25 protein-coding genes are annotated in these 25,858 nt (G+C 73.1%); 14 read left to right on the top strand and 11 right to left on the bottom strand.

Annotated elements, in window-relative coordinates:
• Positions 1-5 precede the first annotated feature (5 nt).
• Positions 6-776: a SigB/SigF/SigG family RNA polymerase sigma factor gene (locus HT134_RS05615; protein ID WP_175599126.1), complete on the bottom strand. Its 771-nt coding sequence runs from the start codon at positions 774-776 to the stop codon at positions 6-8.
• Between the two features lie 200 nt (positions 777-976).
• Between HT134_RS05615 and HT134_RS05620 the strand changes: the two genes are divergently transcribed.
• Positions 977-1,309, top strand: a complete 333-nt coding sequence (locus tag HT134_RS05620; RefSeq protein ID WP_312887986.1) for an STAS domain-containing protein — start codon at positions 977-979, stop codon at positions 1,307-1,309.
• Positions 1,310-1,323: 14 nt separating this feature from the next.
• Here the strand turns inward: HT134_RS05620 and HT134_RS05625 are convergent, their stop codons facing one another.
• On the bottom strand, positions 1,324-2,043 hold the full coding sequence (locus HT134_RS05625) for a GAF and ANTAR domain-containing protein (RefSeq protein WP_175599127.1): 720 nt from the start codon (positions 2,041-2,043) through the stop codon (positions 1,324-1,326).
• Positions 2,044-2,101: 58 nt separating this feature from the next.
• On the opposite strand from HT134_RS05625, the gene HT134_RS05630 reads away from it, so the two are divergent.
• From HT134_RS05630 to HT134_RS05640, 3 genes are all read left to right on the top strand, one after another.
• A complete protein-coding gene (locus HT134_RS05630) occupies positions 2,102-3,934 on the top strand; it encodes a SpoIIE family protein phosphatase (protein ID WP_217707196.1) in 1,833 nt (610 codons plus the stop codon).
• Between the two features lie 234 nt (positions 3,935-4,168).
• Positions 4,169-5,272 carry a glycosyltransferase gene (locus HT134_RS05635; RefSeq protein ID WP_175599128.1) on the top strand — a complete coding sequence of 368 codons (1,104 nt, stop codon included), beginning with the start codon at positions 4,169-4,171 and terminating at the stop codon, positions 5,270-5,272.
• A 74-nt stretch (positions 5,273-5,346) separates the two neighbouring features.
• Positions 5,347-5,940 carry an FMN-binding negative transcriptional regulator gene (locus tag HT134_RS05640; protein ID WP_175599129.1) on the top strand — a complete coding sequence of 198 codons (594 nt, stop codon included), beginning with the start codon at positions 5,347-5,349 and terminating at the stop codon, positions 5,938-5,940.
• Between the two features lie 4 nt (positions 5,941-5,944).
• Here the strand turns inward: HT134_RS05640 and HT134_RS05645 are convergent, their stop codons facing one another.
• Positions 5,945-6,997: a PucR family transcriptional regulator gene (locus HT134_RS05645; RefSeq protein ID WP_175599130.1), complete on the bottom strand. Its 1,053-nt coding sequence runs from the start codon at positions 6,995-6,997 to the stop codon at positions 5,945-5,947.
• A gap of 75 nt (positions 6,998-7,072) precedes the next feature.
• Here HT134_RS05645 and HT134_RS05650 point away from each other — a divergent pair, with 75 nt between their 5' ends.
• From HT134_RS05650 to HT134_RS05660, 3 genes are all read left to right on the top strand, one after another.
• On the top strand, positions 7,073-7,990 hold the full coding sequence (locus tag HT134_RS05650; RefSeq protein WP_175599131.1) for a proline dehydrogenase family protein: 918 nt from the start codon (positions 7,073-7,075) through the stop codon (positions 7,988-7,990).
• Complete coding sequence (gene pruA, locus HT134_RS05655; RefSeq protein WP_175599132.1) at positions 7,991-9,664, top strand: L-glutamate gamma-semialdehyde dehydrogenase; 1,674 nt, start codon at positions 7,991-7,993, stop codon at positions 9,662-9,664.
• 138 nt (positions 9,665-9,802) lie between these two features.
• Positions 9,803-10,456 (top strand): hypothetical protein, encoded by a 654-nt coding sequence (locus HT134_RS05660; protein ID WP_175599133.1) that lies wholly within the window; start codon positions 9,803-9,805, stop codon positions 10,454-10,456.
• A 111-nt stretch (positions 10,457-10,567) separates the two neighbouring features.
• Here the strand turns inward: HT134_RS05660 and HT134_RS05665 are convergent, their stop codons facing one another.
• Positions 10,568-11,332, bottom strand: coding sequence for a DUF429 domain-containing protein (locus HT134_RS05665; RefSeq protein ID WP_175599134.1), 765 nt, complete (start codon positions 11,330-11,332; stop codon positions 10,568-10,570).
• A gap of 47 nt (positions 11,333-11,379) precedes the next feature.
• Here HT134_RS05665 and HT134_RS05670 point away from each other — a divergent pair, with 47 nt between their 5' ends.
• Positions 11,380-12,237 carry a helix-turn-helix domain-containing protein gene (locus tag HT134_RS05670; protein WP_175599135.1) on the top strand — a complete coding sequence of 286 codons (858 nt, stop codon included), beginning with the start codon at positions 11,380-11,382 and terminating at the stop codon, positions 12,235-12,237.
• Positions 12,238-12,306: 69 nt separating this feature from the next.
• Positions 12,307-12,720 (top strand): VOC family protein, encoded by a 414-nt coding sequence (locus HT134_RS05675; protein WP_175599136.1) that lies wholly within the window; start codon positions 12,307-12,309, stop codon positions 12,718-12,720.
• A gap of 14 nt (positions 12,721-12,734) precedes the next feature.
• Here HT134_RS05675 and HT134_RS05680 read toward each other — a convergent pair whose 3' ends face one another.
• Positions 12,735-13,553 carry a hypothetical protein gene (locus tag HT134_RS05680; protein WP_175599137.1) on the bottom strand — a complete coding sequence of 273 codons (819 nt, stop codon included), beginning with the start codon at positions 13,551-13,553 and terminating at the stop codon, positions 12,735-12,737.
• A gap of 97 nt (positions 13,554-13,650) precedes the next feature.
• On the opposite strand from HT134_RS05680, the gene HT134_RS05685 reads away from it, so the two are divergent.
• The 3 genes from HT134_RS05685 (at position 13,651) to HT134_RS05695 (ending at position 17,062) form a co-directional block, all read left to right on the top strand.
• Entirely contained in the window at positions 13,651-14,619 is a 969-nt protein-coding gene (locus tag HT134_RS05685) for a GlxA family transcriptional regulator (protein ID WP_175599138.1), read from the top strand.
• A gap of 529 nt (positions 14,620-15,148) precedes the next feature.
• Complete coding sequence (locus HT134_RS05690; RefSeq protein ID WP_175599139.1) at positions 15,149-15,940, top strand: AfsR/SARP family transcriptional regulator; 792 nt, start codon at positions 15,149-15,151, stop codon at positions 15,938-15,940.
• A 12-nt stretch (positions 15,941-15,952) separates the two neighbouring features.
• Positions 15,953-17,062, top strand: coding sequence for a DegT/DnrJ/EryC1/StrS family aminotransferase (locus tag HT134_RS05695; RefSeq protein WP_175599140.1), 1,110 nt, complete (start codon positions 15,953-15,955; stop codon positions 17,060-17,062).
• Between the two features lie 81 nt (positions 17,063-17,143).
• Here the strand turns inward: HT134_RS05695 and HT134_RS05700 are convergent, their stop codons facing one another.
• The 3 genes from HT134_RS05700 to HT134_RS05710 are packed head-to-tail and all read right to left on the bottom strand — an operon-like array spanning position 17,144 to position 19,850.
• Entirely contained in the window at positions 17,144-18,082 is a 939-nt protein-coding gene (locus HT134_RS05700; protein ID WP_217707198.1) for an NAD-dependent epimerase/dehydratase family protein, read from the bottom strand.
• Positions 18,070-18,678: a dTDP-4-dehydrorhamnose 3,5-epimerase family protein gene (locus HT134_RS05705; protein WP_175599141.1), complete on the bottom strand. Its 609-nt coding sequence runs from the start codon at positions 18,676-18,678 to the stop codon at positions 18,070-18,072. The genes HT134_RS05700 and HT134_RS05705 overlap by 13 nt, the downstream gene beginning before the upstream one ends.
• The gene (locus HT134_RS05710) at positions 18,675-19,850 is read right to left on the bottom strand and encodes an acyl-CoA dehydrogenase family protein (RefSeq protein ID WP_175599142.1); all 1,176 of its coding nucleotides are present in this window, start codon (positions 19,848-19,850) and stop codon (positions 18,675-18,677) included. The genes HT134_RS05705 and HT134_RS05710 overlap by 4 nt, the downstream gene beginning before the upstream one ends.
• 189 nt (positions 19,851-20,039) lie before the next feature.
• On the opposite strand from HT134_RS05710, the gene HT134_RS05715 reads away from it, so the two are divergent.
• Together HT134_RS05715 and HT134_RS05720 are read left to right on the top strand one after the other, a co-directional pair.
• Entirely contained in the window at positions 20,040-20,819 is a 780-nt protein-coding gene (locus HT134_RS05715; protein WP_175599143.1) for a cyclase family protein, read from the top strand.
• 37 nt (positions 20,820-20,856) lie between these two features.
• Positions 20,857-22,074, top strand: coding sequence for a class I SAM-dependent methyltransferase (locus HT134_RS05720; RefSeq protein WP_175599144.1), 1,218 nt, complete (start codon positions 20,857-20,859; stop codon positions 22,072-22,074).
• A gap of 105 nt (positions 22,075-22,179) precedes the next feature.
• Here HT134_RS05720 and HT134_RS05725 read toward each other — a convergent pair whose 3' ends face one another.
• The 3 genes from HT134_RS05725 to HT134_RS05735 are packed head-to-tail and all read right to left on the bottom strand — an operon-like array spanning position 22,180 to position 25,765.
• Complete coding sequence (locus HT134_RS05725) at positions 22,180-23,709, bottom strand: FAD-binding oxidoreductase (RefSeq protein ID WP_217707199.1); 1,530 nt, start codon at positions 23,707-23,709, stop codon at positions 22,180-22,182.
• A gap of 38 nt (positions 23,710-23,747) precedes the next feature.
• Positions 23,748-24,701 carry a dTDP-glucose 4,6-dehydratase gene (rfbB, locus tag HT134_RS05730; protein WP_246363547.1) on the bottom strand — a complete coding sequence of 318 codons (954 nt, stop codon included), beginning with the start codon at positions 24,699-24,701 and terminating at the stop codon, positions 23,748-23,750.
• Positions 24,698-25,765 (bottom strand): glucose-1-phosphate thymidylyltransferase, encoded by a 1,068-nt coding sequence (locus tag HT134_RS05735; protein WP_175599145.1) that lies wholly within the window; start codon positions 25,763-25,765, stop codon positions 24,698-24,700. The genes rfbB and HT134_RS05735 overlap by 4 nt, the downstream gene beginning before the upstream one ends.
• Positions 25,766-25,858: the final 93 nt, after the last annotated feature.

Raw genomic sequence — 25,858 nt, forward strand, 5'->3', positions numbered from 1 at the left:
CCCTTTCAGCCAACAAGCTCGGCGCGCAGCTGGTCGAGGACCTTGCGCAGGATCCGGGACACGTGCATCTGGGAGATGCCGAACTCCGCCGCGATCTCCGCCTGCGTCATGTTGCCGAAGAAGCGCAGGAGCAGGATGTGCTTCTCGCGGGAGGGCAGGGCGTCGATGAGCGGCTTGACCGCCTCGCGGTCGACCATGGTGCTGAGCGTGTCGTCGTCCTCCGGGATGACGTCGCCGAGCGAGGCGGCGTCGTCGTCGGTGCCGAGCGGCGCGTCCAGCGACAACGTGCTGTACGCGGCCGAGGCATCGAGCGTGAGCAGGACGTCCTCCTCGCTGATGTTCATCTTGGCGGCCAGCTCGGCGACCGTCGGTGACCGGCCGAGCGTCTGGCTGAGGTCGGCGACCAGCCGGTTCAGCTCCGAGCGGCGCTCCTGGTAGAGGCGGGGCACGCGGATGGCCCAGGTGCGGTCGCGGAAGTGCCGCTTGACCTCGCCGGTCATCGTGACGACGGCGTAGCCGCGGAAGGCGTGGCCGAGCGTCGGGTCGAAGCCGTTGATGGCCTTCATCAGGCCCACGTACGCCGCCTGGAGAAGGTCCTCCAGCGGCTCACCGCGGTAGCGGTAGCGGCGGGCGATCTCCATGGCCAGCGGGCGGTGCATCTCGACGATGCGCTCGCGCAGCCGTTCCCGCAGACTGTCGGGGGTGTCGATCCTGACCATCTCGGCCAGGAGCTCTTCGGCGGTCAGCTCCTCGAGAACGATGTCCTGCACAGCCATCTCGCTGCTCCTCATACGGGTCGCAGGGCGGCTTCCACAGGAAAAAGCCCATGCAGAAGCACGCCTCGCGTCTACCTTCGAGACGAAAGCCCTCTGCTGGACTTCAGATCAAGTATGCCCCATCCCGCGGGACGTATTCCTCCCTGCCGCGGTGACAGTAGGGTTGCTTCGTGACAATGCCGGAGAACGGTGAGGGCTCTGTGGCAGCCCTGAGCCTGACCTCGTCGACCGTTAACGAGATCACTGTGGTCAAGGTCGACGGGGTGCTCGACGCGACGACGCGCGAGCAGTTCGCCGACTACCTGTCCCTGGCGGGGCCGGACCTCATCCTGGATCTCGCGGGGGTGACGTTCATGGACTCGCGCGCGCTGGGGCTGATCGTGCACCAGTGGCAGACGAGCCTGGCCACGAGCTCGCGGTTCGCGCTGGTCGGGGTCGAGTACTCCAAGTCCAAGGTGATGTGGATCACCGGGCTGGCGCAGCGGCTGCCCCTGTACGACACGCTGGACGACGCGCTCGCCGCGATCGGCTGAGCTCCCCCGGAACGTCAGCGGCGCGACTTGCGCTGGTGCTCGTCCACCAGGAGCCGGGCGAGGTCGGCCACCTTGACCTGGTGGTGCTGGGAGATCCGGCGCAGCTCCTCGAAGGCGGCCTCGGCGGTGCAGCCGCTGGTCTGCATGATGATGCCCTTGGCCTGGTCGATGACGGCGCGGCCGTTGAGCGCCTCCTGGAGCTGGGCGGCGTCGGTGCGGACCTCCTCGAAGTCCCACATGTTGCTCATGGCGACGCCGACCTGCTGGGTCAGCATGTCGGCCAGCGTGTGCGCGCCGACCGGGGAGAACGCGCCGGGCCGTACAGAGTAGAGGCCGACGAGCAGCAGCGCGGGGCCGACCTGGATGGGCAGGACGAGGATCGAGCGCACCGCCCACCGGTTGGCCAGGGCGGCGTAGCGGGGCCAGCGGCCCTCGCTGAGCACGTCACCGACCATCACGCGGCCGCCGGTGCGGCGGGCCTCGGCGGACGGCCCCTCCCCCAGGCGGCGCTCCTCGTCCACCAGCGTGATCAGCTCGCTGTGCGAGCCGGAGACGACGACGCGCTGGTCGCGCCAGTGCTCGGCGGAGCTGCCGGAGCAGCCGGGCACCCCGTCGGCCAGGGCCGTGGTCAGGCCGCGCAGCACGCTCTCGGTGGAGGTGGCCTCGCCGAGGCGGCCGAGCGCCGCGAGGTCACGGGCGAGACCGGGAGTGATCATCGTCACTGTCGATTCCATAAGTTCCCCTCCCTACCCCTTATAGCTAGCATTATCCGATGTGGCGTAGCGTCAGAGCATGACTGTGCCGGACCTCGAACACGCTCTGGACGCGCTCTCGGCGCGCGTCACGTCTCTGCGTGAGGCGAGGACGGCCTACCCGTCCGAGCTGGCTCCCCTTCTCGACGCGGCGCTGGCCGAGCTGGACACCGCCTCCGAGCTGCTGGCCGAGGCGCGCGTGGAGCTGCGCAAGGCCACCGACCGGCGTCAGGGCAAGAAGGACGGGCCGCAGCGGGAGCTGAAGCTGCTGCGCCAGGTGTTCCGGGCGTTCCCCGTGCCGGTGATCGTGCTGGACGGCGGCGGCGTGGTGCGGCGCGTCAACGGCGAGACCTCCCGGGTGCTGGGCAGCCCGGACGGCTACCTGGTGGGCCGCTCGTTCCCGCTGCTGGTGGACGTCTCGCGGCGGGCCGCGTTCCGCTCCCACCTGACGTCGGTGCTCCAGACGGGGCAGCCGGCGGCGTTCGAGACGCGGCTGGCGCACCAGGGGCGCACGCACACGGTGCAGCTCGCGCTGACCCGGCTGACGATGCCGGGCGAGCCGCAGCAGATGGTGGCGGCCGTGGCGCTGCCCACCGAGGTCCAGCTCCCCGGCCCGGCGGCGGAGCGGCCGGAGCAGTCCGACGGCGAGCTGCTCATGGCCGCGAGCCGGCGCCAGGACCTGCTGGCCCGCATGGCCGCGCTGCTGCTGGACGAGGAGGCGCTGCGGCAGCCGGTCGCGCTGCCCCGCGCCACGCGGCTGCTCGCCGCCGAATGGGCCGACTGGGTGGTGGCCGACGTCGTGCGCGACGGGATGCCGCGCCGCTCGGTCGTGGTGGCGCCCAAGGACCACCCGCTCGGCGGGCTGGTGCGGCAGGTGGAGAGCGCGGAGCCGGCCGCGAGCCAGGTGGTGGCGCACGTGCTGGAGCGCGGCTCGGGGCTGCTGCACGAGATGCTGGACGACGAGACGCTGTTCGGCTTCTCCGCGGAGGGGCCGCTGCTGACCGCGATGGGCGCGGGCTCGCTGCTGTGCGTGCCGATCGGCGCCCGCGAGGGCGCGCTGACGCTGGTGCGCGGGCACGACAGGCCGCCGTTCACGCTGGCCGACCTCGGGGTCATGCAGGAGGTGGGCCTGCACCTCGGGCTCGCCGTACGGGCGCAGCACAGCTTCCAGCGGCGCTCCCGGGCGGCCGACGCCCTGTCGGCCAGCGTCGCGCCGCGCAACCTGCCCGACGTGCCGGGGTACGAGGCGAGCGCCATCTACCACCCGGGCGCCTCCGTGGGCGCCGAGTTCTACGACGTGTTCCCCGTGGAGAGCGGCTGGGGCTTCGCCCTGGGCGGCGCCGTGGGCAAGGGCGAGGAGGCCGCCTCGGTCAGCGCCATGGTCAGGGGCGGGCTGCGGGTGCTGGGCGCCTGGGAGTCCGACCCGGACGTGGTCATGCGCAAGGTGAACGAGGCGCTGGTCAAGCAGGGCACCGGCATGTTCGTGATGGCGGTGGCGGGGTTCGTGCGGGGGCGCACGATCCGGCTGTCGTCGGCCGGGCACCATCCGGCGGCGCTGCTGCAGCCGGACGGCGGCGTGCGCTTCACCTCGGGCGGCGGCGTGCCGCTGGGCATCGCGCCGGCGGCCGAGACGGGGGTCGAGGAGATCACGGTCGGCCTGGGCCAGACCCTGGTCCTCTACTCCGAGGGCCTGATCTCCTCCCGCAACGAGGCCGGCGAGCCGTACGGCGAGGAGCGGCTGGCGGACGTGCTGGGGCGGTGCGCGGGGCAGTCGCCGGCCACCGTGGTCAAGGCGGTGGAGGCCGACCGCAGCGCGTTCTCGGGCGGCCAGGTGTGGGACGAGATCGTGATCCTGGCCCTGCGCGGCGCCTGAGCGGCTCCTGGCGCCAGGCCGCCGACCTGGACAATCACCCGCAACTCTCAGAGTTCGGTCACGATTTCTTGGAGCTCCATCTGGCCGTTCGCGTTTTTTGTGCGAGAAGTCGGTTCTGTCGGGGTTTGCGTCTGGGGCTGTTCCGGGTAAAGTCTTCAGCACAGATATCCGTGCCTAAGACGCAGGCACACCTTGAAGGCTGTTTCCACACTGCTTTCCACGCTGAGGTGTGCCATGAATATCGCGATCGTCGCATCCGTCAACGGCAGCAAGCGTCACCACATCCACGCCGTGGCCCGTGAGCTGGGGCGTGAGCACCACGTCACGATCTACTCCCGCCGAGACAGCGCCGAAGGCAAGCCCAGGACGCGGGTGGCCCCGGGGGTCACGGTGGAGCACATCGACGTGGGGCCGGCGCGTGACCTGACGCCGGACGACGTCGTGCCGTACCTCAACGACATCGGCCGCCACCTGACCAAGCGGTGGAGCCAGGAGCGACCGGACGTCATCCACGCCCACTCCTGGACCGGCGGGCTCGCCGCCGTCGCCGGCGCCAAGGGCCTGGACGTGCCGGTGACCCAGACCTTCCACTCGGTCGACGCCGCCCACATCAAGCTGGAGCGGGCGCTCGGCCGCCGCGCCGACGCGGTCATCGCGGGCTCCAACGACGAGGAGTCGGCGCTGATCCGGCTCGGCGTGCCGCGCAACAACATCGCGATCGTCCCCTACGGCGTCGACACCGAGCGCTTCCACCGGCAGGGCCCCGCCGCCACGCGCGGCGCGCGCAAGCGGCTGCTGCACGTCGGCGCCCTGTCCCCCGACCGCGGCGCCCACACCATCGTGCGCGCCCTGCAGGGCCTGACGGACGTCGAGCTCGTCATCGCCGGCGGGCCCGACCCCGACGGGCTGGGCGACGACCGCGACGCGCGCCGGCTGCGGGCCCTGGCCGAGCAGCTCGGCGTGGCCGACCGCGTGACCCTCCTCGGCCAGGTCAAGCGCACCGCCGTCCCCAAGCTCATGCGCGGCGCCGACGCCGTCGTGACCGTCCCCCGCGAGGCCGCGACCGGCATCGTCGCCCTGGAGGCCATGGCGTGCGGCGTGCCGGTGATCGCCTCCGCCGTGGGCGCCCACCTCGACTCCGTCATCGACGGCGTCACCGGCCTGCTGGTGCCGCCGGACCGCCCCGCCCAGACCGCGCGCCTGGCCCGCGAGCTGCTCGCCGACGGCACGCTGCGCACCGCGCTCGGCTACGCCGGCGCCGACCGCGCCCGCTCCCGCTACTCCTGGGAGCGCGTCAGCCAGGAGCTCGTCCGCGTGTACGAGGCGGCCTGCGCCTGACCCGAAGCATTCCCCGTGCCTCTCGGCCGGACCCGGTTCCCCGGTGTCCGGCCGGGCGCATGTAGGGTCCCGGCATGCTGATTCACCCGTGGGACGCCGCCGAGCGTGAGCAGGCCCTCGCCTACGTCAGGGACCACGCGTTCGGGCAGCTCGTCGCCGCCGGCCGGGACCGCGACCTCCCCGTCGTGGTGCCGACGCAGTTCCTCCTCCAGGACGACCGGACGGTCCTGCTCCACCTGGCCCGCCCCAACCCCGTGTGGGCGGCCGTCGAGGAGAACCCGAAGGTCCTGCTGTCCGTCGCCGGTCACTGGGCGTACATCCCGGGGTCGTGGCGGGCCGAGCCGGGCACCGACCCGGACCTCGGTGTGCCGACCACCTACTACTCGGCCGTCCAGCTCGTCTGCCACGCCGAGATCGTCAAGGACGCCGAGGGCAAGCTGGAGATCCTCCGCGCCCAGCTCGGGGACCTCGACCCGGCGGCGGGCGACCCCGCCGCGATGCCGCGGCTGCTGTCGGGCATCCAGGGGCTGCGGCTGAGGGTCGAGGAGGTCCGCGGCAAGTTCAAGTACGACGGGCACAAGGACGCCGCGCACCGGGAGCGGGTGGCGGGTCACCTGGCGGAGCGGGGCGGCCCCGGCGACGCCTCCGCACTGCGGCACCTGTCCTGAGCCGTCACACCAGGCGGGCGGCCTTGAGGCCGAGGTGGACGACCAGGCGGTCGTCGCCGTCGCCCAGGTCGCGGCCCAGCAGCCGCTCGGCCTTCCCCAGCCGGTAGTACAGCGTCTGGCGGTGGATGCCCAGCTCCGCCGCCGTCTTCTGGGCGTGGCCGCCCAGGTCGAGGTACGTCTCGACGGTGTGGGCCAGCTCCCCGTCCAGCGCGGCGGTCTCGGCCGCCAGCTCCGCCAGGTCGGCCTGGCCGAGCCGGGCCAGCAGCCGGTGCGCGCCGAGGTCCTCCCAGCGGGCGACGGGCGCGAAGCGCGGGAAGTGCTCGGCGATCCGCAGCGCCTGCCGCGCCTCCCGCCAGCTCTGCCACGCCTCCCCCGGGTCGCGCCGGACCGCCCCGATGCCGGCCGCCGTGCCGTACGCGGCCTGGACCGTGCGCGCCACCTCGGCGGCCAGGTGGGCGGGGGCGAGCAGCGCGACGGGCGAGCCGGCGCGGGCCAGCACCCCGCGCGGCAGCGTCCACAGCGCGGCCACCCGGTTGTCCGACTCGCGCACCGCGATCGCGGCGACCGGGCCGGGCACCTCCAGCGAGGCCCCCGAGCGCTCCTCGGGGTCGGCGGACAGCAGCGCCCGCAGCCCGCGGCCGGCGTCGCGGCGGCTGCGCGCCTCCTGGGCCAGCGCGGCGGCGGCGCGGCCGACCAGCGGCTCGACGCGCCGCAGCAGGTCGTCGGTGAGGCTGCCCGAGTCGAGCAGCCACAGGTAGCCGTAGGTGACGTCCTGGTGCCGCAGCGGCCAGCAGACCCGGGCCAGCACCTTGAGGTCGGCGTCGGCCGGGATGCGGACGGGGTGCCCGGCGCGGGCGATGCCGTAGCGTTCGAAGTAGTCGCGGACCTCCGGCGTGGCGCGCCGGCGCAGGATCGACTCCTGGCGCACGGTGTCGATGTCGCCGTGCTGCGCCCCGTACGCGAGCAGCCGGAACGAACGGTCCTCCAGCGTCGCGGAGGCCCCGAGCAGCCGGGCGAGCTCGTCGACGATGTCCTGCAGATCAGCCGAATTGTCCATGTGTATGACAGCCTGCCACATCGAGCGTTACGAGCGTCGATGGCCCCTTTTGAGCTGGGGTTTTAGATTGGATACATGCTCGGTCAAGTGTTGCTCGCCACGTCCCGGAGCGCTCTGGTGCGCCGCTCCGTGTCCGGTTTCCCGCTCACGCGGAAGGTCGTCGACCGGTTCGTCGCCGGCGAGGGCGTCGATGAGGCCCGCAAGGCCATCGAACGGCTCACCGACGCCAAGCTGACCGTGACCGTGGACCATCTCGGCGAGGAGACCCGCGACGCGGGGGCCGCCGCCGCGACGGCCAAGGCGTACGTGACGCTGCTGGAGTCGCTGCGCCCGCTGGGCCTCGGCTCGCGCGCGGAGGTGTCGGTCAAGCTGTCGGCCGTCGGCCAGCAGTTCGACGAGGCGCTGGCGCTGGCCCACGCCCGCGAGATCTGCGCCGCCGCCGCCGCGAACGGCTCGGCCGTCACCCTCGACATGGAGGACCACACCACCGTCGACTCCACGCTGGGCATCCTGCGCACGCTGCGCGAGGACTTCCCGTCGACGGGCGTGGCCATCCAGGCCTACCTGTTCCGCAGCGTCCAGGACTGCCGCGACCTGGCCGTCGAGGGCAGCCGGGTGCGCCTGGTCAAGGGCGCCTACCGGGAGCCCGCCTCGGTCGCCCACCAGAGCAAGGGCGACGTCGACCGGGCATACGTGCGATGCCTGCGGATCCTCATGGCGGGGAAGGGGTATCCCATGGTGGCGACGCACGACGACCGGCTGATCGCCGTGACCGAACTGCTCGCCGACCGCTTCGGCCGCTCCGTCGGAGACTACGAGTACCAGATGCTGTACGGCATCCGGACCGACCGGCAGGAGGCCCTGGCCGGGGCCGGCCACACCGTCCGCGTGTACATCCCGTACGGCGACGACTGGTACGGCTACTTCATGCGCCGCCTGGCCGAGCGCCCGGCCAACGTCGCCTTCTTCCTTCGTGCCCTTGGGGGTAAGTAAATGGACGCCATCACCAACGTGCCCACGCCGGCCAACGAGCGGGTGTACTCCTACGCGCCGGGCAGCGCCGAGCGCACCACGCTGGAGAACCGGATCAAGGAGCTGTCCGGGGCGTCGATCGACCTCACGATGACGATCGGCGGCCGGCAGCGGATGGGCGGCGGCGCGCCGATCGACGTCGTGCAGCCGCACAACAAGACGTCGGTGCTCGGCGTCACCCACGACGCCACCGCGCAGGACGTCCAGGAGGCGATCGACACGGCGCTGGCCGCCGCCCCGGCGTGGCGGGCGCTGTCGTTCGACGAGCGGGCCGCGGTCTTCCTGCGGGCGGCCGACCTGCTGGCGGGGCCGTGGCGGGCGACGCTGAACGCCGCGACCATGCTCGGCCAGTCGAAGACGGCGCAGCAGGCGGAGATCGACTCGGCCTGCGAGCTGATCGACTTCTTCCGCTTCAACGTGGCGTACGCGCGCCAGCTGCACGCCGACCAGCCGGCGTCGTCGCCCGGCGTGTGGAACCGGATGGAGTACCGGCCGCTCGAGGGCTTCGTGCTGGCGATCACGCCGTTCAACTTCACCGCCATCGCCGGCAACCTGCCGACGGCCGCCGCCCTGATGGGCAACGTCGTGGTCTGGAAGCCGTCGCCCACGCAGCAGTTCGCGGCGCACTTCACCATGCGCCTGCTGGAGGAGGCGGGCCTGCCGCCGGGCGTGATCAACATGGTCACGGGCAACGGCCAGGCCGTCTCGGAGGTGGCGCTGGCCCACCCCGAGCTGGCGGGCATCCACTTCACCGGCTCCACCGCGACGTTCCAGCACCTGTGGCGGACGGTCGGCACGAACATCGGCAACTACCGGGGCTACCCGCGCCTGGTCGGCGAGACCGGCGGCAAGGACTTCGTGCTCGCCCACCCGTCGGCCGACGTCGCCGGTCTGCGCACCGCGCTGATCCGCGGCGCCTTCGAGTACCAGGGCCAGAAGTGCTCGGCCGCCTCGCGGGCCTACGTCCCGCGCTCGCTGTGGACGCGGATGCGCGACGACTTCGTGGCCATGGCCGAGTCGCTGACCGTGGGCGACGTCACCGAGGACCTGTCCACGTTCATGGGCGCCGTCATCGACGGGCGCGCCTTCGCCAAGCACAAGGCCGCCATCGACCGCGCCCGCCAGGCCGCGAACGCGAACGTGCTCACCGGCTCCTACGACGACTCGACCGGCTACTTCGTCAGGCCGACGATCGTGGAGTGCGCCGACCCCACGGACGAGGTCTTCGTCAAGGAGTACTTCGGCCCGATCCTCGGCGTCCACGTCTACGAGGACGGCGACTTCGACCGGGTGCTCGACCAGATGGAGTCCATCACGCCGTACGCGCTGACCGGCTCGCTCATCGCCAACGACCGGTACGCGATCGCCTCGGCCTCGGAGCGGCTGCGCTTCGCGGCGGGCAACTTCTACGTCAACGACAAGCCGACGGGCGCGGTCGTGGGCCAGCAGCCGTTCGGCGGCGCCCGCGCCTCGGGCACCAACGACAAGGCGGGCTCGATCTTCAACCTGATCCGCTGGGTGAACGCCCGCACGATCAAGGAGACGTTCGTGGCGCCGGTCGTCTCCGGCCCGTACCGCGGCGACGTGCCGCAGTCCGGCTTCGAGCAGCCCGACCTCAAGAAGCTCGGCTACTAGCCATCTGACCGCGGCACACGAGGATCCCCGGGAGCCTGCCCTCCCGGGGATCTTCGTGTGCCGCCGCATTGACCTGACTCCCGGTCATGAAATTAGATGATCAAAAGGGTCAAGTCGTCGAGAGATGGGGACGCTTTCATGCCGTTATCCGTATCCCGTGCCGCCCTGGCCGGTGCCGCAGCCGCCCTCGCGATGCTCGTCACCGCCTCCCCCGCCGGCGCCGCCCCCGTCACGCACAGCGCCGTCTCGCAGGACGGCGTCGACCGCCGGGTCCTGCTGACCAAGGCGGAGCAGCCCCCGGTCGGCGAGGCGTACGGCGAGCCGTGGATCAACCCGTACTTCGAGCCCGGCGTCACCGGCCCGACCTGCTGGCAGTACGGGCGTCCCACGGGCGCGAGCGCGGGCCTCAGCGCCCGCTTCTCCACCCCGACCTGGTTCCACGCCTACGACGACGTGTGGGTCTTCCCGAGCGCGGACGCGGCGGCCGCCTTCGAGCGGCAGTGGCGGGCCGACCTGGCCACCTGTGTCGACCGCAACCCGCCGGGCGAGTCCGGCTCGTTCGTCCTGGACGTCACGAAGGCGGGCGAGGCGGACGGCGTGGACGTCCTGCGCGTCACCTCCGGCCTCAACCCCTACCCGCAGACCCAGCACTGGTGGGTGGCCGTGGTGCGCCAGGGCACCGTGGTGTACGCCGTCCAGCTCCTCGACTACCGCAACGGCGACCCGCGGCCCGTGCCCTTCGACGACACCGTCGCCGCGATCAGGAAGCGGATCGCCACGTACTATCCCTGACCCCGGCGGCGGTCACGCGTCGCACGGCTCGTACACACGCGGCCGCGGGGCACGGCGGCGAGGGCTACGCCGCGATGGTCGAGCTGTTCCGCGAGCCGGCAGCCTGACGCCTCACCCGGCCGGGGCCAGGCGGTCCAGGGGCGCGGTGGGCAGGGCGATCCAGCCCTCCGTGGCGGCCGGGCCGGCCTGGCGCGCCTCCGGGACGGTGACCAGGCCGAGGGCCGAGGCCCGGGCGGCGAGCGCGGACACGACGGCGTCCGTGGCGTCGTCCGAGGCCCGGCAGAGCCGCTCGTACGGGCCGAGGTCCAGCCACGGCGCCTCGGCGAGCAGCCGGTCCACGAGCCGGCCCAGCTCGGCGAGGTTGGCGGCGCGCTTGTACCCCCGGTGCGGCAGCCCCCACAGCTTCAGGCAGGCCGCCGGGTACACCTCCACGACCGCGCCGCCGCCGTCCCGGTCCACGGGGCTGCCCCGCCGCGCCAGCTCGGCCAGCAGGGCGGCGCAGCGCATGGTGGCGTGCCCGATGCGGTCGGCCGACACGCTCAGCGGCGTCAGCCCGGTCCGCTCGCGCACCACCTGGTCGGTGACCCGCAACGCCAGGTCCCGGCGCCAGTCGCGGCCCGCGCGCCCCTCCGGCACCCGGACGTGCCCGGCCCGGTGGGCGGTGACGAAGTCGACGAACCGGTCGGGCCAGCCGAGGGGGCAGTCGATCCCCGCCTTGCCGCCGGCCGTCGCCGCCGCGGCCACCGCCTCGGCCACGAGGGCGTCGTCCGCCACGGTCTCCGCCCTGACGAGCCGCGCCCGGCCGGCGCGCCAGTCGAGCCACGCCACCGCGGTCCGCACGGCCTCGGCGGCCAGGTCGACGCCGACGGTCAGCATGCCCTCACGATAGGTCCGCCGCCCGGCGGCGCGGGTAGGGTGCCGGTATGGAGATGGCGTACGGGACGCCCGCTCCCCCGCTGCGTCCGCTGATCGCGCACTACCACGGCTACCGCGAGCGCGGCGCCGTCCCCGCCGTGCACCGGGGGCTGCCGTCGCCGTTCCTGACGCTCATCGTGACCATCGGCGACCCGCTCGTCATCGCCGCCCACCCCGACCCGGCGCAGGCCCCGGGACGCTACGACACGCTGGCCGGCGGCCTGCACACCGCGCCCGCCCTGGTCACGCACGAGGGGCGGCAGGCCGGCGTCCAGCTCGCGCTGAGCCCGCTGGGCGCCCGCGCGCTGCTGGGCGTGCCGGCGGGCGAGCTGAGCGGGCTGGACGTGGACGGGACCGACCTGCTCGGCCGCGCCGCGCGTGAGCTGCACGAGCGCCTGAACGCGGCGCCGGACTGGGCGGCGCGCTTCGCGGTCCTGGACGAGCTGCTGCTGCGCCGGGCCGCGCGGCGCGGCGCGGAGGTGCCCGCCGAGGTGCGGCGGGCCTGGCAGGCGCTGCTGTCGGGCGGCGGCGGGGTGCCGGTGGGCGAGCTGGCCCGCGACGTCGGCTGGAGCGCCCGCCATCTGGGCTCCCGGTTCGCCGCCGAGGTCGGGCTGTCGCCCAAGGCGGCCGCCCGGGTGATCCGGTTCGACCGGGCGCGGCGGCTCCTGCAGCGCCGGGTGGCGGGCGGCCTGCCGCCGCGGCTGGCCGACCTGGCCGCGGCGTGCGGCTACTACGACCAGGCGCACCTGGCCCGCGAGTTCCGCGACCTCGCCGGGTGCCCGCCCTCACGCTGGCTGGCCGAGGAGGCCGGGCCGGCGGAGGAGCCCGGCCTGTGCGAAGGAGTCGGGCCTCGGGGGAGAGCTTGACCGGACGTTTTCCGCGGGGTTCCGAAACGTCCAAGCCCGAACGGCCTCCCCCGGCGCAGGATGGCAGCCATGACGACGACGACACCGGCACCCCAGGTCTGGCCCACACTGCGCGCCCGTGACGCCCGCGGGCTCATCGCGTTCCTCGTCGAGGCGTTCGGCTTCGAGGAGACCGTCGTGTACGGCGAGGGCGAGCGCGTCGACCACGCCCAGCTCGACTGGCCGCCCGGGGGCGGGATCATGCTCGGCTCCGACCGCGGGCGCGACGAGGAGAGCCCCTGGTGGCTGCCGCCCGGCACGTTCGGCGCGTACGCCGTCACCGACGACCCCGACGCGCTGTTCGAGCGCGCCACGAAGGCCGGGGCGGAGGTGCTGTACGGGCCGCGCGACACGGACTACGGGTCGCGGGAGTTCGCGGTCCGCGACCCGGAGGGCAACCTGTGGTCCTTCGGCTCGTACCGGGGAGAGCCCCGCCGCGTCTGACGCGACCGCACGCCCTACAGCACCAGCAGGATCGTCACGCCGACCACGAGGTCCACGACGCCGCACCACTCGGCGTAGCCGCGCGGGACGACCCGGCGGGTGACGAAGTGGGCGGCGTCCCACGCGGCGTGCGCCAGCCAGCCGGCGGCGATCAGGTAGCGGGCCGTGTCCGGGCCGGCCGCCAGGGCCGCGACCATGAGGGCGGCGTACCCGGCCAGGGCGGCGAGCTGGAGCGCGACGACGCCGGGGCCGCGCAGCGTGCGGCGGAACAGCCCGATCACCAGGTACGTGCCGGGCAGCACCAGCAGGACGGGCGCCGGCGGGAGCATCGGGTCCACCCAGCAGGCGAGCGTCATGACCAGGCCGAGCAGCGTGGGCCAGCGCCGCTCCAGCAGGCCGCGCCGCGCCGTCCGGTGGTGGTGGTGCGCGACGCCGTACTCCGCGCGGCGCCGCAGCATCACCAGCAGCATCGCCGGGACCATGAGCACGTGGCCGGCCATCATGAGGGCGTGGCCGGACAGCAGCCCGGTCCAGTACGGCACCAGCAGCACGGCGAACGGGGCGTACATCGCCGCGCCCATCTCCGCGATGGCGCCCCAGCCGTGGCCGCGGTAGCGCATCCAGAGCGACATGCCGACGGTCATGTCCGTGGCCATCACGAGGACGGCGAGGTCCGGGCGGGCGAGCAGGGCGGGCCCGCCCGGCAGCGCTTCCCAGAGCGGGCCGAGGAGCACCATGCCGAGGATCATCGCGGCGAGCATCTCGGCGAAGTGGCCCAGGAAGCGCCACCGGTTCACGGTCCCGATCGCCTGCGGGGGGAGTGAGGTCGTCATGGCCCGACTGTGGGGCCGCGGGCGGCCGGGCGGAACTCGCGGCCGCGGATGTGTCCGGAAACTTGGGACAGCGGTCCTTCTGGCCTAGATTCCAGACATGGACGTCCGGCGGGTCGTGATCGTGGGCTACGAGGCGGCGGAGCTGCTCGACATCGCGTGCGTCACCACTCCGCTGGTGATGGCCAACCTGGAGGGGCCCCCACCGCCGTACGAGGTGACGGTGGTCACGCCCGGGGGGCGGCCGGTCACCTGCGGCACCGGGCTGACGATCCAGGCGCAGGGCGCGCTCGAACGCGTCACCGGGCCGCTGGACACGCTGCTCGTCTCCGGCGGCATCGGGCACGGGGCCGCGGCGGCCGACCGGGGCATCGTCGCGCACGTGCGCCGCCTGGCCCGGGAGAGCCGCCGCGTGGCGTCGGTCTGCACGGGCGCGGGCGTCCTGGCCGCCACGGGGCTGCTGGACGGGCGGCGGGCCACCACCCACTGGGGGTGGGCGCGGACGTTCGCCGTGCGCTACCCGGCGGTCTGCTTCGACCCCGACCCGATCTTCGTCAGGGACGGCCCCGTGGCCACCGCCGCCGGGGTGACGAGCGCGCTGGACCTCACGCTGGCGTTCATCGAGGAGGACCACGGCGGCGACGTGGCCCGGTCGGTGGCCCGCCAGCTCGTGACCTACCTCCAGCGGCCGGGCAACCAGGCGCAGATGAGCATGTTCACGGCCGGGCCGCCGCCCGGCGACGGCGTCGTGCGGCGGGTCGTGGAGCACGTCACGGGCGACCTGGCCGGCGACCTGTCCACGGCGCGGCTGGCCGAGCGCGCGGGGGTGAGCGAGCGGCACCTGTCGCGGCTCTTCCTGCGGCACCTCGGCCTGACGCCGGCCCGGTTCGTGCGGCGGGCCCGCACCGAGGCCGCCGCCCAGCTCCTCGCGACCACCCGGCTGCCGATGACGGCCGTCGCGGCGCGCTGCGGGTTCGGCAACGCCGAGACGCTCCGGCAGGCGTTCACGGACCGGTACGGGGTGCCGCCGTCGCAGTATCGCTCGACCCAGTCCGCGCGTTCCCGGTGAGCGCCTGAATCGCGCTCCAGCCATGGCAGAACTCACCTTTATTCGGCCCGCCGATTTGTCATCATCGCAAAACGGCCACTCCCTTCCGCATTTCCCGTGCGCTCTCCTTCACCGGCCGCTGAATTTCGCGCCGGCGCCCTTCGGCGATCAATACGCTTTACCGGTGACCGGCGGGGCCGGCGGCATGGCCTCGCCCATCCGGACCGCTTCCGGCCGTACGCGAAGAGTTCGCCCGGCCGCCTCCGGGGATCCACTCGCGAGCCATCAGGGCCGCTCCGGAGGGTCGCGGGCGGCCGGAGCGTAGAGTCCGCCCCCTATCCCTCACCGCGATACGGCCCACCGAACATGAAAGATCCACGCGTCTTTCGTGAATTCTTCACGGAGCGATATGTCGGGCTCACGCTTTTGTGGAGGGAATGTCCTTGACATGGTCACAATGGGAGAGTCCCATCAGACGGGTCGAGGGGGGTGAAGACCCGCCAGATCGTGACCGAATTTCCACATGTGCGTTAAGGGGGACGCTCTCCCAATGGAAGTCAAGCTGTTAGGACCGCTCGTCGCGTGCCAGAACGGGATGTCGATCACACCCATCCCCCGCAAGCCCCGCCAGGTCTTCTCGCTCCTGGCGCTGCACGCCGGCACCGTGGTCACGGTGTCGTCCTTCGTCGAGGAGCTGTGGGGCATGCATCCGCCGACGAGTGCGCTGTCCACCCTGCAGACCTACATCCTCCAGGTCCGCAGGGGCATCGCCGCGGCGCTCGGCGCCACCCGCACCGACGCGGCGAAGAACGTCCTGAGGACCTGCTACGGCGGGTACCTGCTCGACATCGACCCCGGTGACGTGGACGTCCACCGGTACGAGCAGCTCTCCGCCGCCGGCAAGCAGGCCTTCGAGGCCGGTCAGTGGGAGTCTGCCTCGGCGCTGTTCCGCGAGGCGCTGGACATCTGGCGCGGCGAGGCGCTCGTCGACGTCCACGCCGGGCTGCGGATCGGGGTCGAGGTGGCCCGGCTGGAGGAGAGCAGGCTCGGCGTGCTGGAGGCGCGCATCGAGACCGACCTCAGGCTGAACCGGCACGTCGGGCTGCTGGCCGAGCTGTCCGCGCTGACCGCAAGATACCCGATGCACGAGAACTTCTGGGCCCAGTTCATGATCGCGTTGCACCGGTCGGGCCGCAAGAGCCAGGCCCTGGAGAACTTCATCAAGCTGCGCACCACGCTGGTGAGCGAGCTGGGCGTCGAGCCGTCGGCCCGCCTCCAGCACCTCCAGCAGGCCATCTTGCGCTCGGACCCGAAGCTCGACCTGGTGAGGATCGCCGGATAAGGAGCGACTGCATTGTCGACCTATGTGTGGAACTACCTGCAGGAGTATCGCGAGGAGCGCGCCGACATCCTCGACGCGGTGGAGACCGTCTTCGAGTCGGGCCAGCTCATCCTGGGCGGGAGCGTGGCGTCGTTCGAGCGGGAGTTCGCCGCGTACCACGGCCTGCCCCATTGCGTGGGTGTGGACAACGGCACCAACGCGATCGTCCTGGGCCTGCAGGCGCTCGGGATAGGCCCGGGGGACGAGGTGATCACCGTGTCCAACACGGCGGCGCCCACGGTGGTGGCCGTCGACGCGGTGGGCGCGACACCCGTGTTCGTGGACGTCCGGGCCGAGGACTACCTCATGGACACCACGCTGATCGAGGCGGCGATCACCCCGCGTACACGCTGCCTGCTGCCCGTGCACCTGTACGGGCAGTGCGTCGAGATGCGCCCGGTGCTGGAGCTGGCCGAGCGGCACGGGCTGCGGGTGCTGGAGGACTGCGCCCAGGCGCACGGCGCGCGCCACCACGGGACCCTCGCGGGCACCATGGGGCACGCGGCGGCCTTCTCCTTCTACCCGACCAAGGTGCTCGGCGCGTACGGCGACGGCGGCGCCACGGTGACCGCCGACGCCGAGGTGGACGCCAACCTGCGCCGGCTGCGCTACTACGGCATGGAGCAGCAGTACTACGTCGTCAGGACGCCCGGCCACAACAGCCGGCTCGACGAGGTGCAGGCGGAGATCCTGCGGCGCAAGCTGCGGCGGCTCGACGCCTACATCGCCCGCCGGCGTGAGGTCGCCCGGCGCTACGAGGAGGGGCTGGGCGACGTCCCGGGGCTGGTGCTGCCCGCCCTGGCCGAGGGCAACGACCACGTCCACTACGTCTACGTCGTGCGGCACCCCGAGCGGGACCGCGTCATCGAGGCGCTCAACGCCTACGACATCCACCTGAACGTCAGCTACCGCTGGCCGGTGCACACCATGACCGGCTTCGCGCACCTCGGCTACGGCAAGGGGTCGCTGCCGGTGACGGAGCGGCTGGCCGGGGAGATCTTCTCGCTGCCGATGTACCCGTCGCTGCCGGCCGACACCCAGGACAAGGTGATCTCGGCGCTGCGCTCGGTGCTCGACGCATGACGAAGGGCGGAGGCGGCCGGACCGCCTCCGCCCTCCGGAGGCCCCCCGAAGGCCCTCCGGACGTCCCCGTGGGGCGACCGCTCAGGCGGCCTCCGTGGAGCGCCACAGGTCGCGGATCGACTCGCGCGGCGCGATGCGCGGCCGCCACCCCAGCCGCTCCCGGGCCCGCCGGATGTCCATCAGCGTCCAGTCGCCGCCCTTGCTGCGCACCTCCTGGTCGAGGTGCTTGATCCGGTCCTGGGGGAAGCCCGCGGCCTCGATCAGCCACTCGACCAGGCATCCGATCGGCAGCGCCTCCCCGAGACCGACGTTGATCACCTGGCCGCCCACCGGCGCCCGGGCCGCCCGCTCGATCGCCTCGGCCACGTCGCGCACGTCCACGAAGTCGCGCCGCGCGTCGGCGACGCTCAGCTCCAGCGTCCCGCCCGTCTCCAGGGCCCGCCGGATGCGGCCGGCCAGCGCCGCGAGGAAGCTCTCCCGCGGCGGGTACGGCCCCGACATGTTGGCCGCCCGCAGGACCACCGCGTCGATCCCGTGCCGCTCCACGGCCGTCAGGACCGCCTGGGAGGTGGCCAGCTTGGCCCGCGCGTACGGGGTGACGGGCGCCGGCTCGACGTCCTCGGTGAGCAGCGTGCCGTGCGGCACCGGGCCGTACTCGTGGACCGAGCCCACGTGCACCAGGCGCGGCCGGCGGGGCGCCCGGGCGAGCCCCTCCAGCAGCCGGTCCACCAGCCTGATGTGCGAGTACGTCATCTCCTCGGTCGTGTCGCCCCACCCGCCGGCCGCGTTGACGACGGCGCGGGCCGTGGAGACCAGCTCGGCGATCCGCCGCGGCTCGGTCGCGGTCACGTCCAGGGCGGCGAACGGGTACGGCTCCAGGTGCGGGGCCGCGTGGCGGGCCACCGCGAGCACGTCCCAGCCCCGGCCGGCGAAGGCCGCGCACACCTGCCTGCCGACGCTTCCCGAGCCGCCGAGGACGATCACCCGCCCGGGCGCGCCCTCCCCGTTCACCGGCCCCACAACGCCCGCTCCACCTCCAGGGAGGCGGCGTACGACGGCAGCAGGCCCGCCCGCCGCGCCTCCTCCAGCGTCGGCGCCGCCCCGTCCCGGGGCGACACGATCGGCTCCCCCAGCTCCTCCGGGACGGGCAGGCCGAGCTCCGGGTCCAGGGCCGACAGCGCCAGCTCGTGCTCCGGCATGTACTCCTGGGACAGCATGTACGACATCACGGTGTCGTCCTCCAGGGCCACGAACGCGTGGCCCACGCCCACGGGGAAGTACAGGCAGCGGAACTCGCGCGGGTCGAGCAGCACCGCCTCCCACCGGCCGTAGGTGGGCGAGCCGGTCCTGACGTCCACGATGATGTCCAGCGAGCGCCCCTGGGGGCAGTAGACGTACTTGGCCGTGCCCGGCGGGGTGACGGTGTAGTGGACGCCCCGCACCACGCCGCGCCGCGAGCGGCTGTGGTTGGTCTGGCGCACCGGGAAGAGCGGATGCCCGGCCGCGGCCTCGAAGGCGGCGTGCTGGAACGGCGAGACGAACAGCCCGCGGTCGTCGGGGAAGATCTCGGGGATGAACTCGTAGGCGCCGGCGACGGCCAGCTCGCGCGCCTTCACCGCAGCGCCTGGGCGCTGAGGTAGTCGACCGCGTCGGCGTGGTTGTACGGGTGCATGAACCCTCCCGCGCGCACGTCGCGGTACAGCTTCGACAGCGGGTGCTTGCCCGTGTAGGCGGCGCCGCCGACCACGGTCACGCAGTCGTCGACGATGCCCACCGCGTGCTTGTTCACCAGGAACTTGGCGTACTGGAACGGGGTCATCATGCCACGCCCGCGCTCGTCCGGGTCGCCGCTGAGGTCCTCGGACAGCCGGTCGGCCTCGGCCAGCGCGTGCGTGACGGCGCAGCGCAGCGCGTACAGGCGGGTGTCGATCTCGGCCAGCAGCGTCCGCACGCCGGACTGCGGCTCGCCGCGCCTGCGGGTGGCGGCCACCGCGAGGTCGCGGGCGGCCTCGGCGAGCCCCACGTAGATGCCGAGCATGGTGATCGAGGACACCGTCTGGCCGGCCAGGGCGGCGTCGCTGGGCTCGTCGAGCAGCCCGCGCGGCAGCACGTTCTCCTCCGGGACGGGGCAGGCGTCGAAGACGATGTCCACGCTGCCGGAGGAGCGCATGCCCATGCCGTCCCAGTTGTCCTCCACGGTCAGGCCCGGGGTGTGCCGGGGCACCACGGGGGCGGCCAGCCGTACCGGCTGCCCCGGCTCGTGCAGCTGCGCGGAGATGACGAAGTGGGTGGCGATCGGCGCCATGCTGACCAGCGTCTTGCGGCCGGTGAGCCGGTAGGTGCCGTCGTCGCCGCGGGTGAGGGCCGTCACCTGCTTGGTGTCCTTGACGGCGCCGCACACCACGGCCTCGCCGGCGGCCATCTGGCGCAGGATGTCGCTGGCCAGGCGCCGCGCGTTCGGGGCGCCGTGCCGGGCCTCGTAGGTCATGGTCAGGCCGCGGCTGAACTGCATGTGCAGGGCGAGGGCCACGCCCGCGTCGGCCTGGGCCAGCTCGCGCAGCGCCACGGCGACGTCGTGCATCCGCGTGACCCCGATCCCGCCGTGGTCGCGGGGGACGGTGGCGCCCATGACGCCGTCCTTGCGCATCCGGGCGAACAGATGCGCGGGCAGGGCGGCCGCGCGGTCGTTCGCCGCCGCCTCCTCCTTGAGGACGGGCAGGTAGGGGCGCAGGAGTTCGAGCAGGCGCCGCCCCTCGGCGGACACCGGTGTTCGCAGATCAGGTGACATGGTCGCTCCGTGGCTCGTCGGGTGGACCGTTGGGTTCAGCCTGCTGATCGTCGCCGGAAGGTCGCTGGAGAAGCGCTTCGGCCTGTTTGGTCCACCCGCGCTCGGGCCGCCCTCCAGAGCCCGCCGGTGTGCTCGTAGGCGACGATCCCGCTGGTCCGCGGGACCGGGCGGGACGGGAGGAGAGATCCGGTGCGGTTGGTCGACATCAGCAGCGCGGTGGACGCGAAGGCGTGGGAGCCCGACCCCGTCGAGCACGAGATCCTGACCCCCGCGCAGGGGGCCGCGCACATGGCCGAGGAGATGCGCGAGCACTTCGGCGTCCACTTCGACCCGGCCGAGCTGCCCGACGGCGAGTTCCTGTCGCTCGACAGGATCAAGCTCACCTCGCACACGGGCACGCACGTGGACGCCCCCTCGCACTACGGGTCGCGCGCGTCGTACGGCGACGGCCGGCCGCGCGACGTCCACGAGCTGCCGCTGGAGTGGTTCTACGGCCCCGGGCTGCTGCTCGACCTGACCGGGTGCGAGACGTCGGTGGCCGGGGTCGCCGAGCTGGAGAAGGCCATGGAGCGGGCCGGGCGCCGGCCGCGGCCGGGCGACATCGTGCTGCTCAACACCGGCGCGTCCGCGTGGGCGGGCACCCCGCGCTACTTCACCGAGTTCACCGGGCTGGACGGCCCCGCCGTCCACCTGCTGCTCGACCACGGGGTGCGGGTGATCGGCACCGACGCCTTCAGCCTGGACGCGCCGTTCGGCGACGTCATCGCCCGCTACCGGGAGAGCGGCGACCGCTCCGTGCTGTGGCCCGCGCACGTCATCGGCCGCAGCCGCGAGTACTGCCAGATCGAACGGCTGGCCAACCTCGACGCGCTGGAGCAGCCGTACGGCTTCCAGGTCGCGTGCTTCCCCATCAAGATCACCGGCGCCGGGGCGGGCTGGGCCCGCGCGGTCGCCATCTTCGCCGAGTAGCCGACTAGCCGAGTAGGCCGAGTAGAAAGAGCCCGATGTGACCAGATGCCGAATCTGTGGTGGCCAGGTCAGGAAGTTCTTCGACTTCGGCAGGCAGCCGCTGTCCGACGACTTCCGCGCCGAGGAGGACGTCGCCGGCGCGTTCTACTTCCAGCTCGCCGTGGGGGTGTGCGCGTCGTGCACCATGGTGCAGCTCCTGGAGGAGGTGCCCCGTGAGCGGATGTTCAACTACGACTACCCGTACCACTCCTCGGGCTCGCAGCGCATGCGCGAGCACTTCGCCCAGACCGCGCGCGACCTGCTCGCCACCGAGCTGACCGGGCCCGACCCGTTCTGCGTGGAGATCGGGTCGAACGACGGCGTCATGCTCGGCGTGGTCAAGGACGCGGGCGTGCGCCATCTCGGGGTGGAGCCGTCCGGCGGCGTCGCCGAGCTGGCCAGGAAGGACGGCGTGCGGGTGCGCACCGACTTCTTCGAGGAGTCGACCGCGGCCCAGATCGCCGCCGAGGAGGGCCACGCGGACGTCATCTACGCGGCCAACACGATCTGCCACATCCCCTACCTCGACTCGGTCTTCCGCGGGGTGGACGCCCTGCTGGCCCCGGGCGGCGTGTTCGTCTTCGAGGACCCGTACCTGGGCGACATCGTCGAGCGGCACACCTTCGACCAGATCTACGACGAGCACTTCTACCTGTTCACGGCGACGTCGGTGCGCGAGGTGGCGCGGCGCTTCGGCTTCGACCTGGTCGACGTGCGGCGGCTGCCGGTGCACGGCGGCGAGGTGCGCTACACCATCGCCCGCGCCGGGGCCAGGACGCCCTCACCGGCCGTCGAGCGGCTCGTCGCCGAGGAGAGCGAGCGGCGCCTGCACGACCTGGAGACCCTGGAGGGGCTCGGCGCCGGCATCGACCGGATCTGCGAGGACCTGGTGAAGCTGCTGCGCGACCTGCGCGACCAGGGGGCGCGGGTGGCCGGCTACGGGGCGACCGCCAAGAGCGCCACGGTGCTCAACTACGCGGGCATCGGCCCGGACCTGCTGCCCTGCGTGTACGACACGACGCCCGCCAAGATCGGCCGGCTGATGCCGGGGTCGCACATCCCCATCCGGTCCGCGGCGGAGTTCGGCCGGCCGTACCCGGACTACGCGGTGCTGTTCGCCTGGAACCACACCGACGAGATCCTGGCCCGGGAGACGGGCTTCACCGAGCAGGGCGGCAGGTGGATCGTCTACGTGCCGAGTGTGCGCGTCCTGTGACGGCGGGCGGATGACGGGACGGAACGCCGGGCGACGGGGTCGTCCGGCGTTCCGTCCTGTCCGTCCGGACGCCCTGACGCCCTGACGCCCGGACGCCCGGACGCCCTATGCGCCCGGCGGGCGCACCGACAGCGCGTGCCGGAACACCTCGCCCGGGTCCCAGCGGCCCTTGACCTCCTGCAGCCGCGCGTAGTTGCCGCGGAAGTACAGCCGGTGCCACGGCACCCCGCTGCGGTTCAGCTCCGGATCGGCGAAGTCGGCGTCGGCGTAGTTGACGAACGCGCCCCCGTACCCGCGATCGGGGTCGGGCACGCCGCCCGCGTCGGCGAACAGCTCGTGGTAGGTGTCCCGGATCCAGCCCAGGTGCGTCTCGTCCTCGCGCGGGTCCCACCAGAACACCGACCCGTACGCCTTGAGCACCGCGTCGCGGTGCGCCATGGCCGTCTCCTCACGGCCCACCGCATTGATCGCGCCGCCGTGGGAGAGCAGGTAGAACGCCGCGGCCGGGTTCCGGTAGCCGGTCCCGTCGGTGAGCCGGCGGTACAGCCGCGCGACGACGTCCTCCGGCCAGCAGGAGCGCAGGAACGCCGCCTTGGACTTGAAGCGCCCCTTCACCCCGGCGAACTCGTCGGGCACGAGCACCGCCGCGAGGAAGGGCCGCGTCTCGGCCGCCACCTCGGGCGACGACCCGGCGGCCCGGCCCAGGTCGGCGATGAGGGCGTCGGCCAGCTCGGCCGCGTCCGGGCGGCCGGCGTCGTAGGCGGTCTCCAGGGTGACCTCGCCGCCACCCGCCCGGGGCAGGGTGAGGCTGTTGTCGAGCTGCGCCCCGGGATCGCCCGGCGCGCTGTTGCGCTCGTGCCACAGCCCGAAGGCGCGCACCAGCGCGACGAAGCGGGACTCGTCCAGGTCGTCCCACGACCAGCGCACGGTCTTCTTCGTGACGGCGGCCGGCGCGGCGGGCAGCAGCCGGCCGTCCCCGGCCGCCCCGTCCGGGGAGCGGAACAGGTAGCGGGTCACGACGCCGAAGGCGCCGGCGCCGCCGCCGGTGTGCGCCCACCACAGGTCGCGGTTCGGGTCGCCGGGCTCCCGGGTCGCGGTCACCAGGCGGGCCCGGCCGGAGCCGTCCGCCACCACGACCTGCACGCCGTACAGGTGGTCGACGGACAGGCCGTGCCGGCGCGAGAGCGCCCCTCCCCCGCCGCCGGGCACGTGCCCGCCCACGCCGATCTCCGGGCAGCGCCCGGCCGGGACGGCCACGCCCCAGCCGAGGAAGAGCGTCCGGTACATGGCGCCCAGGCTCGCGCCCGGCTCGACGGCGAAGGCCCGGTGCTCGGGGTCGTAGCCGACCGCCTTCATCTCCGACAGGTCGATCACCACGTCCACCTCGGGGTGGTCGACGAGCGACTCGAAGCAGTGCCCCCCGCTGCGCACGGCCAGCCGCCGGCCCGCGCCGACGGCGTCCTGGACCAGCTCGGCGACGTGCCGGGGGGTGGCGGGCAGGCCGATCGCGGCCGGGGCGGCGGGGAAGCGGGCGTTGATGCCCCGGCCGGCCAGGTCGGGGTAGCGGGGGTCGGCCTTGTCGATGGTGACGGGCTCCGGCCACGGCGCCGGAGCGGTGCGGGTGATGTCGTCCACGGGACTCCTCGTGAGCGGGGATGGATGGGACGGTCGGGTCAGGAGGACCACCAGCCGGGGTTGGCGGCGTACCAGCGGACGGTCTCGGCCAGCCCCTCCTCGAAGTCGACCTTGGGGGCGTGGCCGAGCGCGCGCAGCCGGGAGTCGTCGAGGGAGTAGCGCCGGTCGTGGCCCTTGCGGTCCTCGACGAACTCGACCATGTCCCAGCCGGCGCCGCAGGCGGCCAGCAGCCGCCCGGTCAGCTCGCGGTTGGTCAGCTCGGCCGTGCCGGCGACGTGGTACACCTCGCCGGGCTCGCCGGCCTCGGCCACCAGCCGGATCGCCGCGCAGTGGTCGTCCACGTGGATCCAGTCGCGGACGTTGCCGCCGTCGCCGTACAGGGGAACCTTCTGACCTTGCAGCAGCCGGGTGACGAACAGCGGGACGACCTTCTCCGGGTACTGGCGGGGGCCGTAGTTGTTGCCGCAGCGGGTGATCGAGACGTCGAGGCCGTGGGTGACGGCGTAGGCGCGGGCCATCAGGTCGCCGCCCGCCTTGGAGGCCGCGTACGGCGAGCGGGGGGCCAGGGGGGCGCTCTCGTCCCACGAGCCGTACGCGATCGAGCCGTACACCTCGTCGGTGGAGACCTGCACCACGCGCGGCGTCCCCGCGTCCAGGCACGCCTGCAGGAGCGTCTGCGTGCCGAGGACGTTGGTGCGGACGAACTGCCCGGCGTCCGCGATCGAGCGGTCCACGTGCGACTCGGCGGCGAAGTTGACGACCAGGTCGTGCCCGGGCACGACGTCGGCCAGCAGCCGCGCGTCGCAGATGTCGCCGTGCGCGAACGCGTGCGGGACGCCCGCCAGGTTGGCGCGGTTGCCCGCGTAGGTGAGCTTGTCGAGGACCGTCACCTCGACGCCGTCGCCCGCCAGCGCGCGGGCGAACGCCGAGCCGATGAACCCGGCCCCGCCGGCGACCAGGACGCGGGAGAACGTCATGCGGGAGGACGTCATGAGCTCATCCGGACCCTGCTGTGGTCGCCGAGCACGAGCCGGTGGGCCCGGGGCGCGCCGGCGGCCGGGGTGACCTGCACGTCGTGGCCGATCAGGGAGCCCTCGACCCGCGACACGCCGGTGATCGACGAGCGCGGCAGCACGATCGAGTACTCGATCTCGCTGTCCACGATCGCGCAGTCGCGCGAGATCGAGGTGAACGGCCCGACGTAGCTGCCCGACACCAGCGAGCCGGCGCCGATGATCGCGGGGCCGAGCACCCGGGAGCGCTCGACCACGGCCCCGTCCTCGACGACGACGCGGCCGATGAGCTCGCTGTCCTCGTCCACCCGCCCGTCCGTGCGGCCCTCCAGCGACTCCAGCACGAGCCGGTTGACCTCCAGCATGTCGTTGACGTTGCCGGTGTCCTTCCAGTAGCCGGAGACGACCAGCGACTCGACCCGGCGGCCCTCGTCGATCAGCCGCTGGATGGCGTCGCTGATCTCCAGCTCGCCGCGCGCCGAGGGCTTGAGGTCGGCCACGACCTCGTGGATGTCCGGCGTGAACAGGTAGACGCCGACCAGGGCGAGGTCGCTCTTCGGCTCGCGCGGCTTCTCCTCCAGGCCGATCACCCGGCCGGAGGCGTCGAGCTCGGCCACGCCGAACTGGCGGGGGTCGCTGACCCGGGTGAGCATGATCTGGGCCGACGGCCGGTCGCGGGTGAAGCGCCCGACGAGGTCGTCGATGCCGCCGAGCAGGAAGTTGTCCCCCAGGTACATGACGAAGTCGTCGTCGCCCAGGTAGTCGCGGGCGATGAGCACCGCGTGGGCCAGGCCGAGCGGCGCGTGCTGGTGGAGGTAGGTCACCTCGACGCCGAAGCGCGAGCCGTCGCCGACGGCCGCCTCGATCTCGGCGTGGGTCTCCCCCACGATGATGCCGATCTCCGAGACGCCGGCGGCGGCGATGGCCTCCAGGCAGTAGAAAAGGACGGGTTTGTTGGCGACCGGGACGAGTTGTTTCGCGGATGTGTGGGTTATCGGGCGCAATCGGGTGCCGGATCCCCCGGCCAGCACGAGCCCCTTCACGGGATTCGCCCCTTCTCGACGGGTATTGTCCGGACAGCTTTTACTGGTCGCTGTTGATTTCGGTCAAGAGCGTTATTCATACCTCTTCGTGAA

It is taken from the genome of Nonomuraea rhodomycinica, from assembly GCF_013363995.1.
Lineage (GTDB): Bacteria > Actinomycetota > Actinomycetes > Streptosporangiales > Streptosporangiaceae > Nonomuraea > Nonomuraea rhodomycinica.

What these genes read in the sequence shown, in the direction of transcription:
- HT134_RS05615 (WP_175599126.1), bottom strand. Translation starts at nt 776, where the DNA reads ATGGCTGTGCAGGACATCGTTCTCGAGGAGCTGACCGCCGAAGAGCTC.
- HT134_RS05625 (WP_175599127.1), bottom strand. Translation starts at nt 2,043, where the DNA reads ATGGAATCGACAGTGACGATGATCACTCCCGGTCTCGCCCGTGACCTC.
- HT134_RS05630 (WP_217707196.1), top strand. Translation starts at nt 2,102, where the DNA reads ATGACTGTGCCGGACCTCGAACACGCTCTGGACGCGCTCTCGGCGCGC.
- HT134_RS05635 (WP_175599128.1), top strand. Translation starts at nt 4,169, where the DNA reads ATGAATATCGCGATCGTCGCATCCGTCAACGGCAGCAAGCGTCACCAC.
- HT134_RS05640 (WP_175599129.1), top strand. Translation starts at nt 5,347, where the DNA reads ATGCTGATTCACCCGTGGGACGCCGCCGAGCGTGAGCAGGCCCTCGCC.
- HT134_RS05645 (WP_175599130.1), bottom strand. Translation starts at nt 6,997, where the DNA reads ATGGACAATTCGGCTGATCTGCAGGACATCGTCGACGAGCTCGCCCGG.
- HT134_RS05650 (WP_175599131.1), top strand. Translation starts at nt 7,073, where the DNA reads ATGCTCGGTCAAGTGTTGCTCGCCACGTCCCGGAGCGCTCTGGTGCGC.
- pruA (WP_175599132.1), top strand. Translation starts at nt 7,991, where the DNA reads ATGGACGCCATCACCAACGTGCCCACGCCGGCCAACGAGCGGGTGTAC.
- HT134_RS05660 (WP_175599133.1), top strand. Translation starts at nt 9,803, where the DNA reads ATGCCGTTATCCGTATCCCGTGCCGCCCTGGCCGGTGCCGCAGCCGCC.
- HT134_RS05665 (WP_175599134.1), bottom strand. Translation starts at nt 11,332, where the DNA reads ATGCTGACCGTCGGCGTCGACCTGGCCGCCGAGGCCGTGCGGACCGCG.
- HT134_RS05670 (WP_175599135.1), top strand. Translation starts at nt 11,380, where the DNA reads ATGGAGATGGCGTACGGGACGCCCGCTCCCCCGCTGCGTCCGCTGATC.
- HT134_RS05675 (WP_175599136.1), top strand. Translation starts at nt 12,307, where the DNA reads ATGACGACGACGACACCGGCACCCCAGGTCTGGCCCACACTGCGCGCC.
- HT134_RS05680 (WP_175599137.1), bottom strand. Translation starts at nt 13,553, where the DNA reads ATGACGACCTCACTCCCCCCGCAGGCGATCGGGACCGTGAACCGGTGG.
- HT134_RS05685 (WP_175599138.1), top strand. Translation starts at nt 13,651, where the DNA reads ATGGACGTCCGGCGGGTCGTGATCGTGGGCTACGAGGCGGCGGAGCTG.
- HT134_RS05690 (WP_175599139.1), top strand. Translation starts at nt 15,149, where the DNA reads ATGGAAGTCAAGCTGTTAGGACCGCTCGTCGCGTGCCAGAACGGGATG.
- HT134_RS05710 (WP_175599142.1), bottom strand. Translation starts at nt 19,850, where the DNA reads ATGTCACCTGATCTGCGAACACCGGTGTCCGCCGAGGGGCGGCGCCTG.
- rfbB (WP_246363547.1), bottom strand. Translation starts at nt 24,701, where the DNA reads ATGACGTCCTCCCGCATGACGTTCTCCCGCGTCCTGGTCGCCGGCGGG.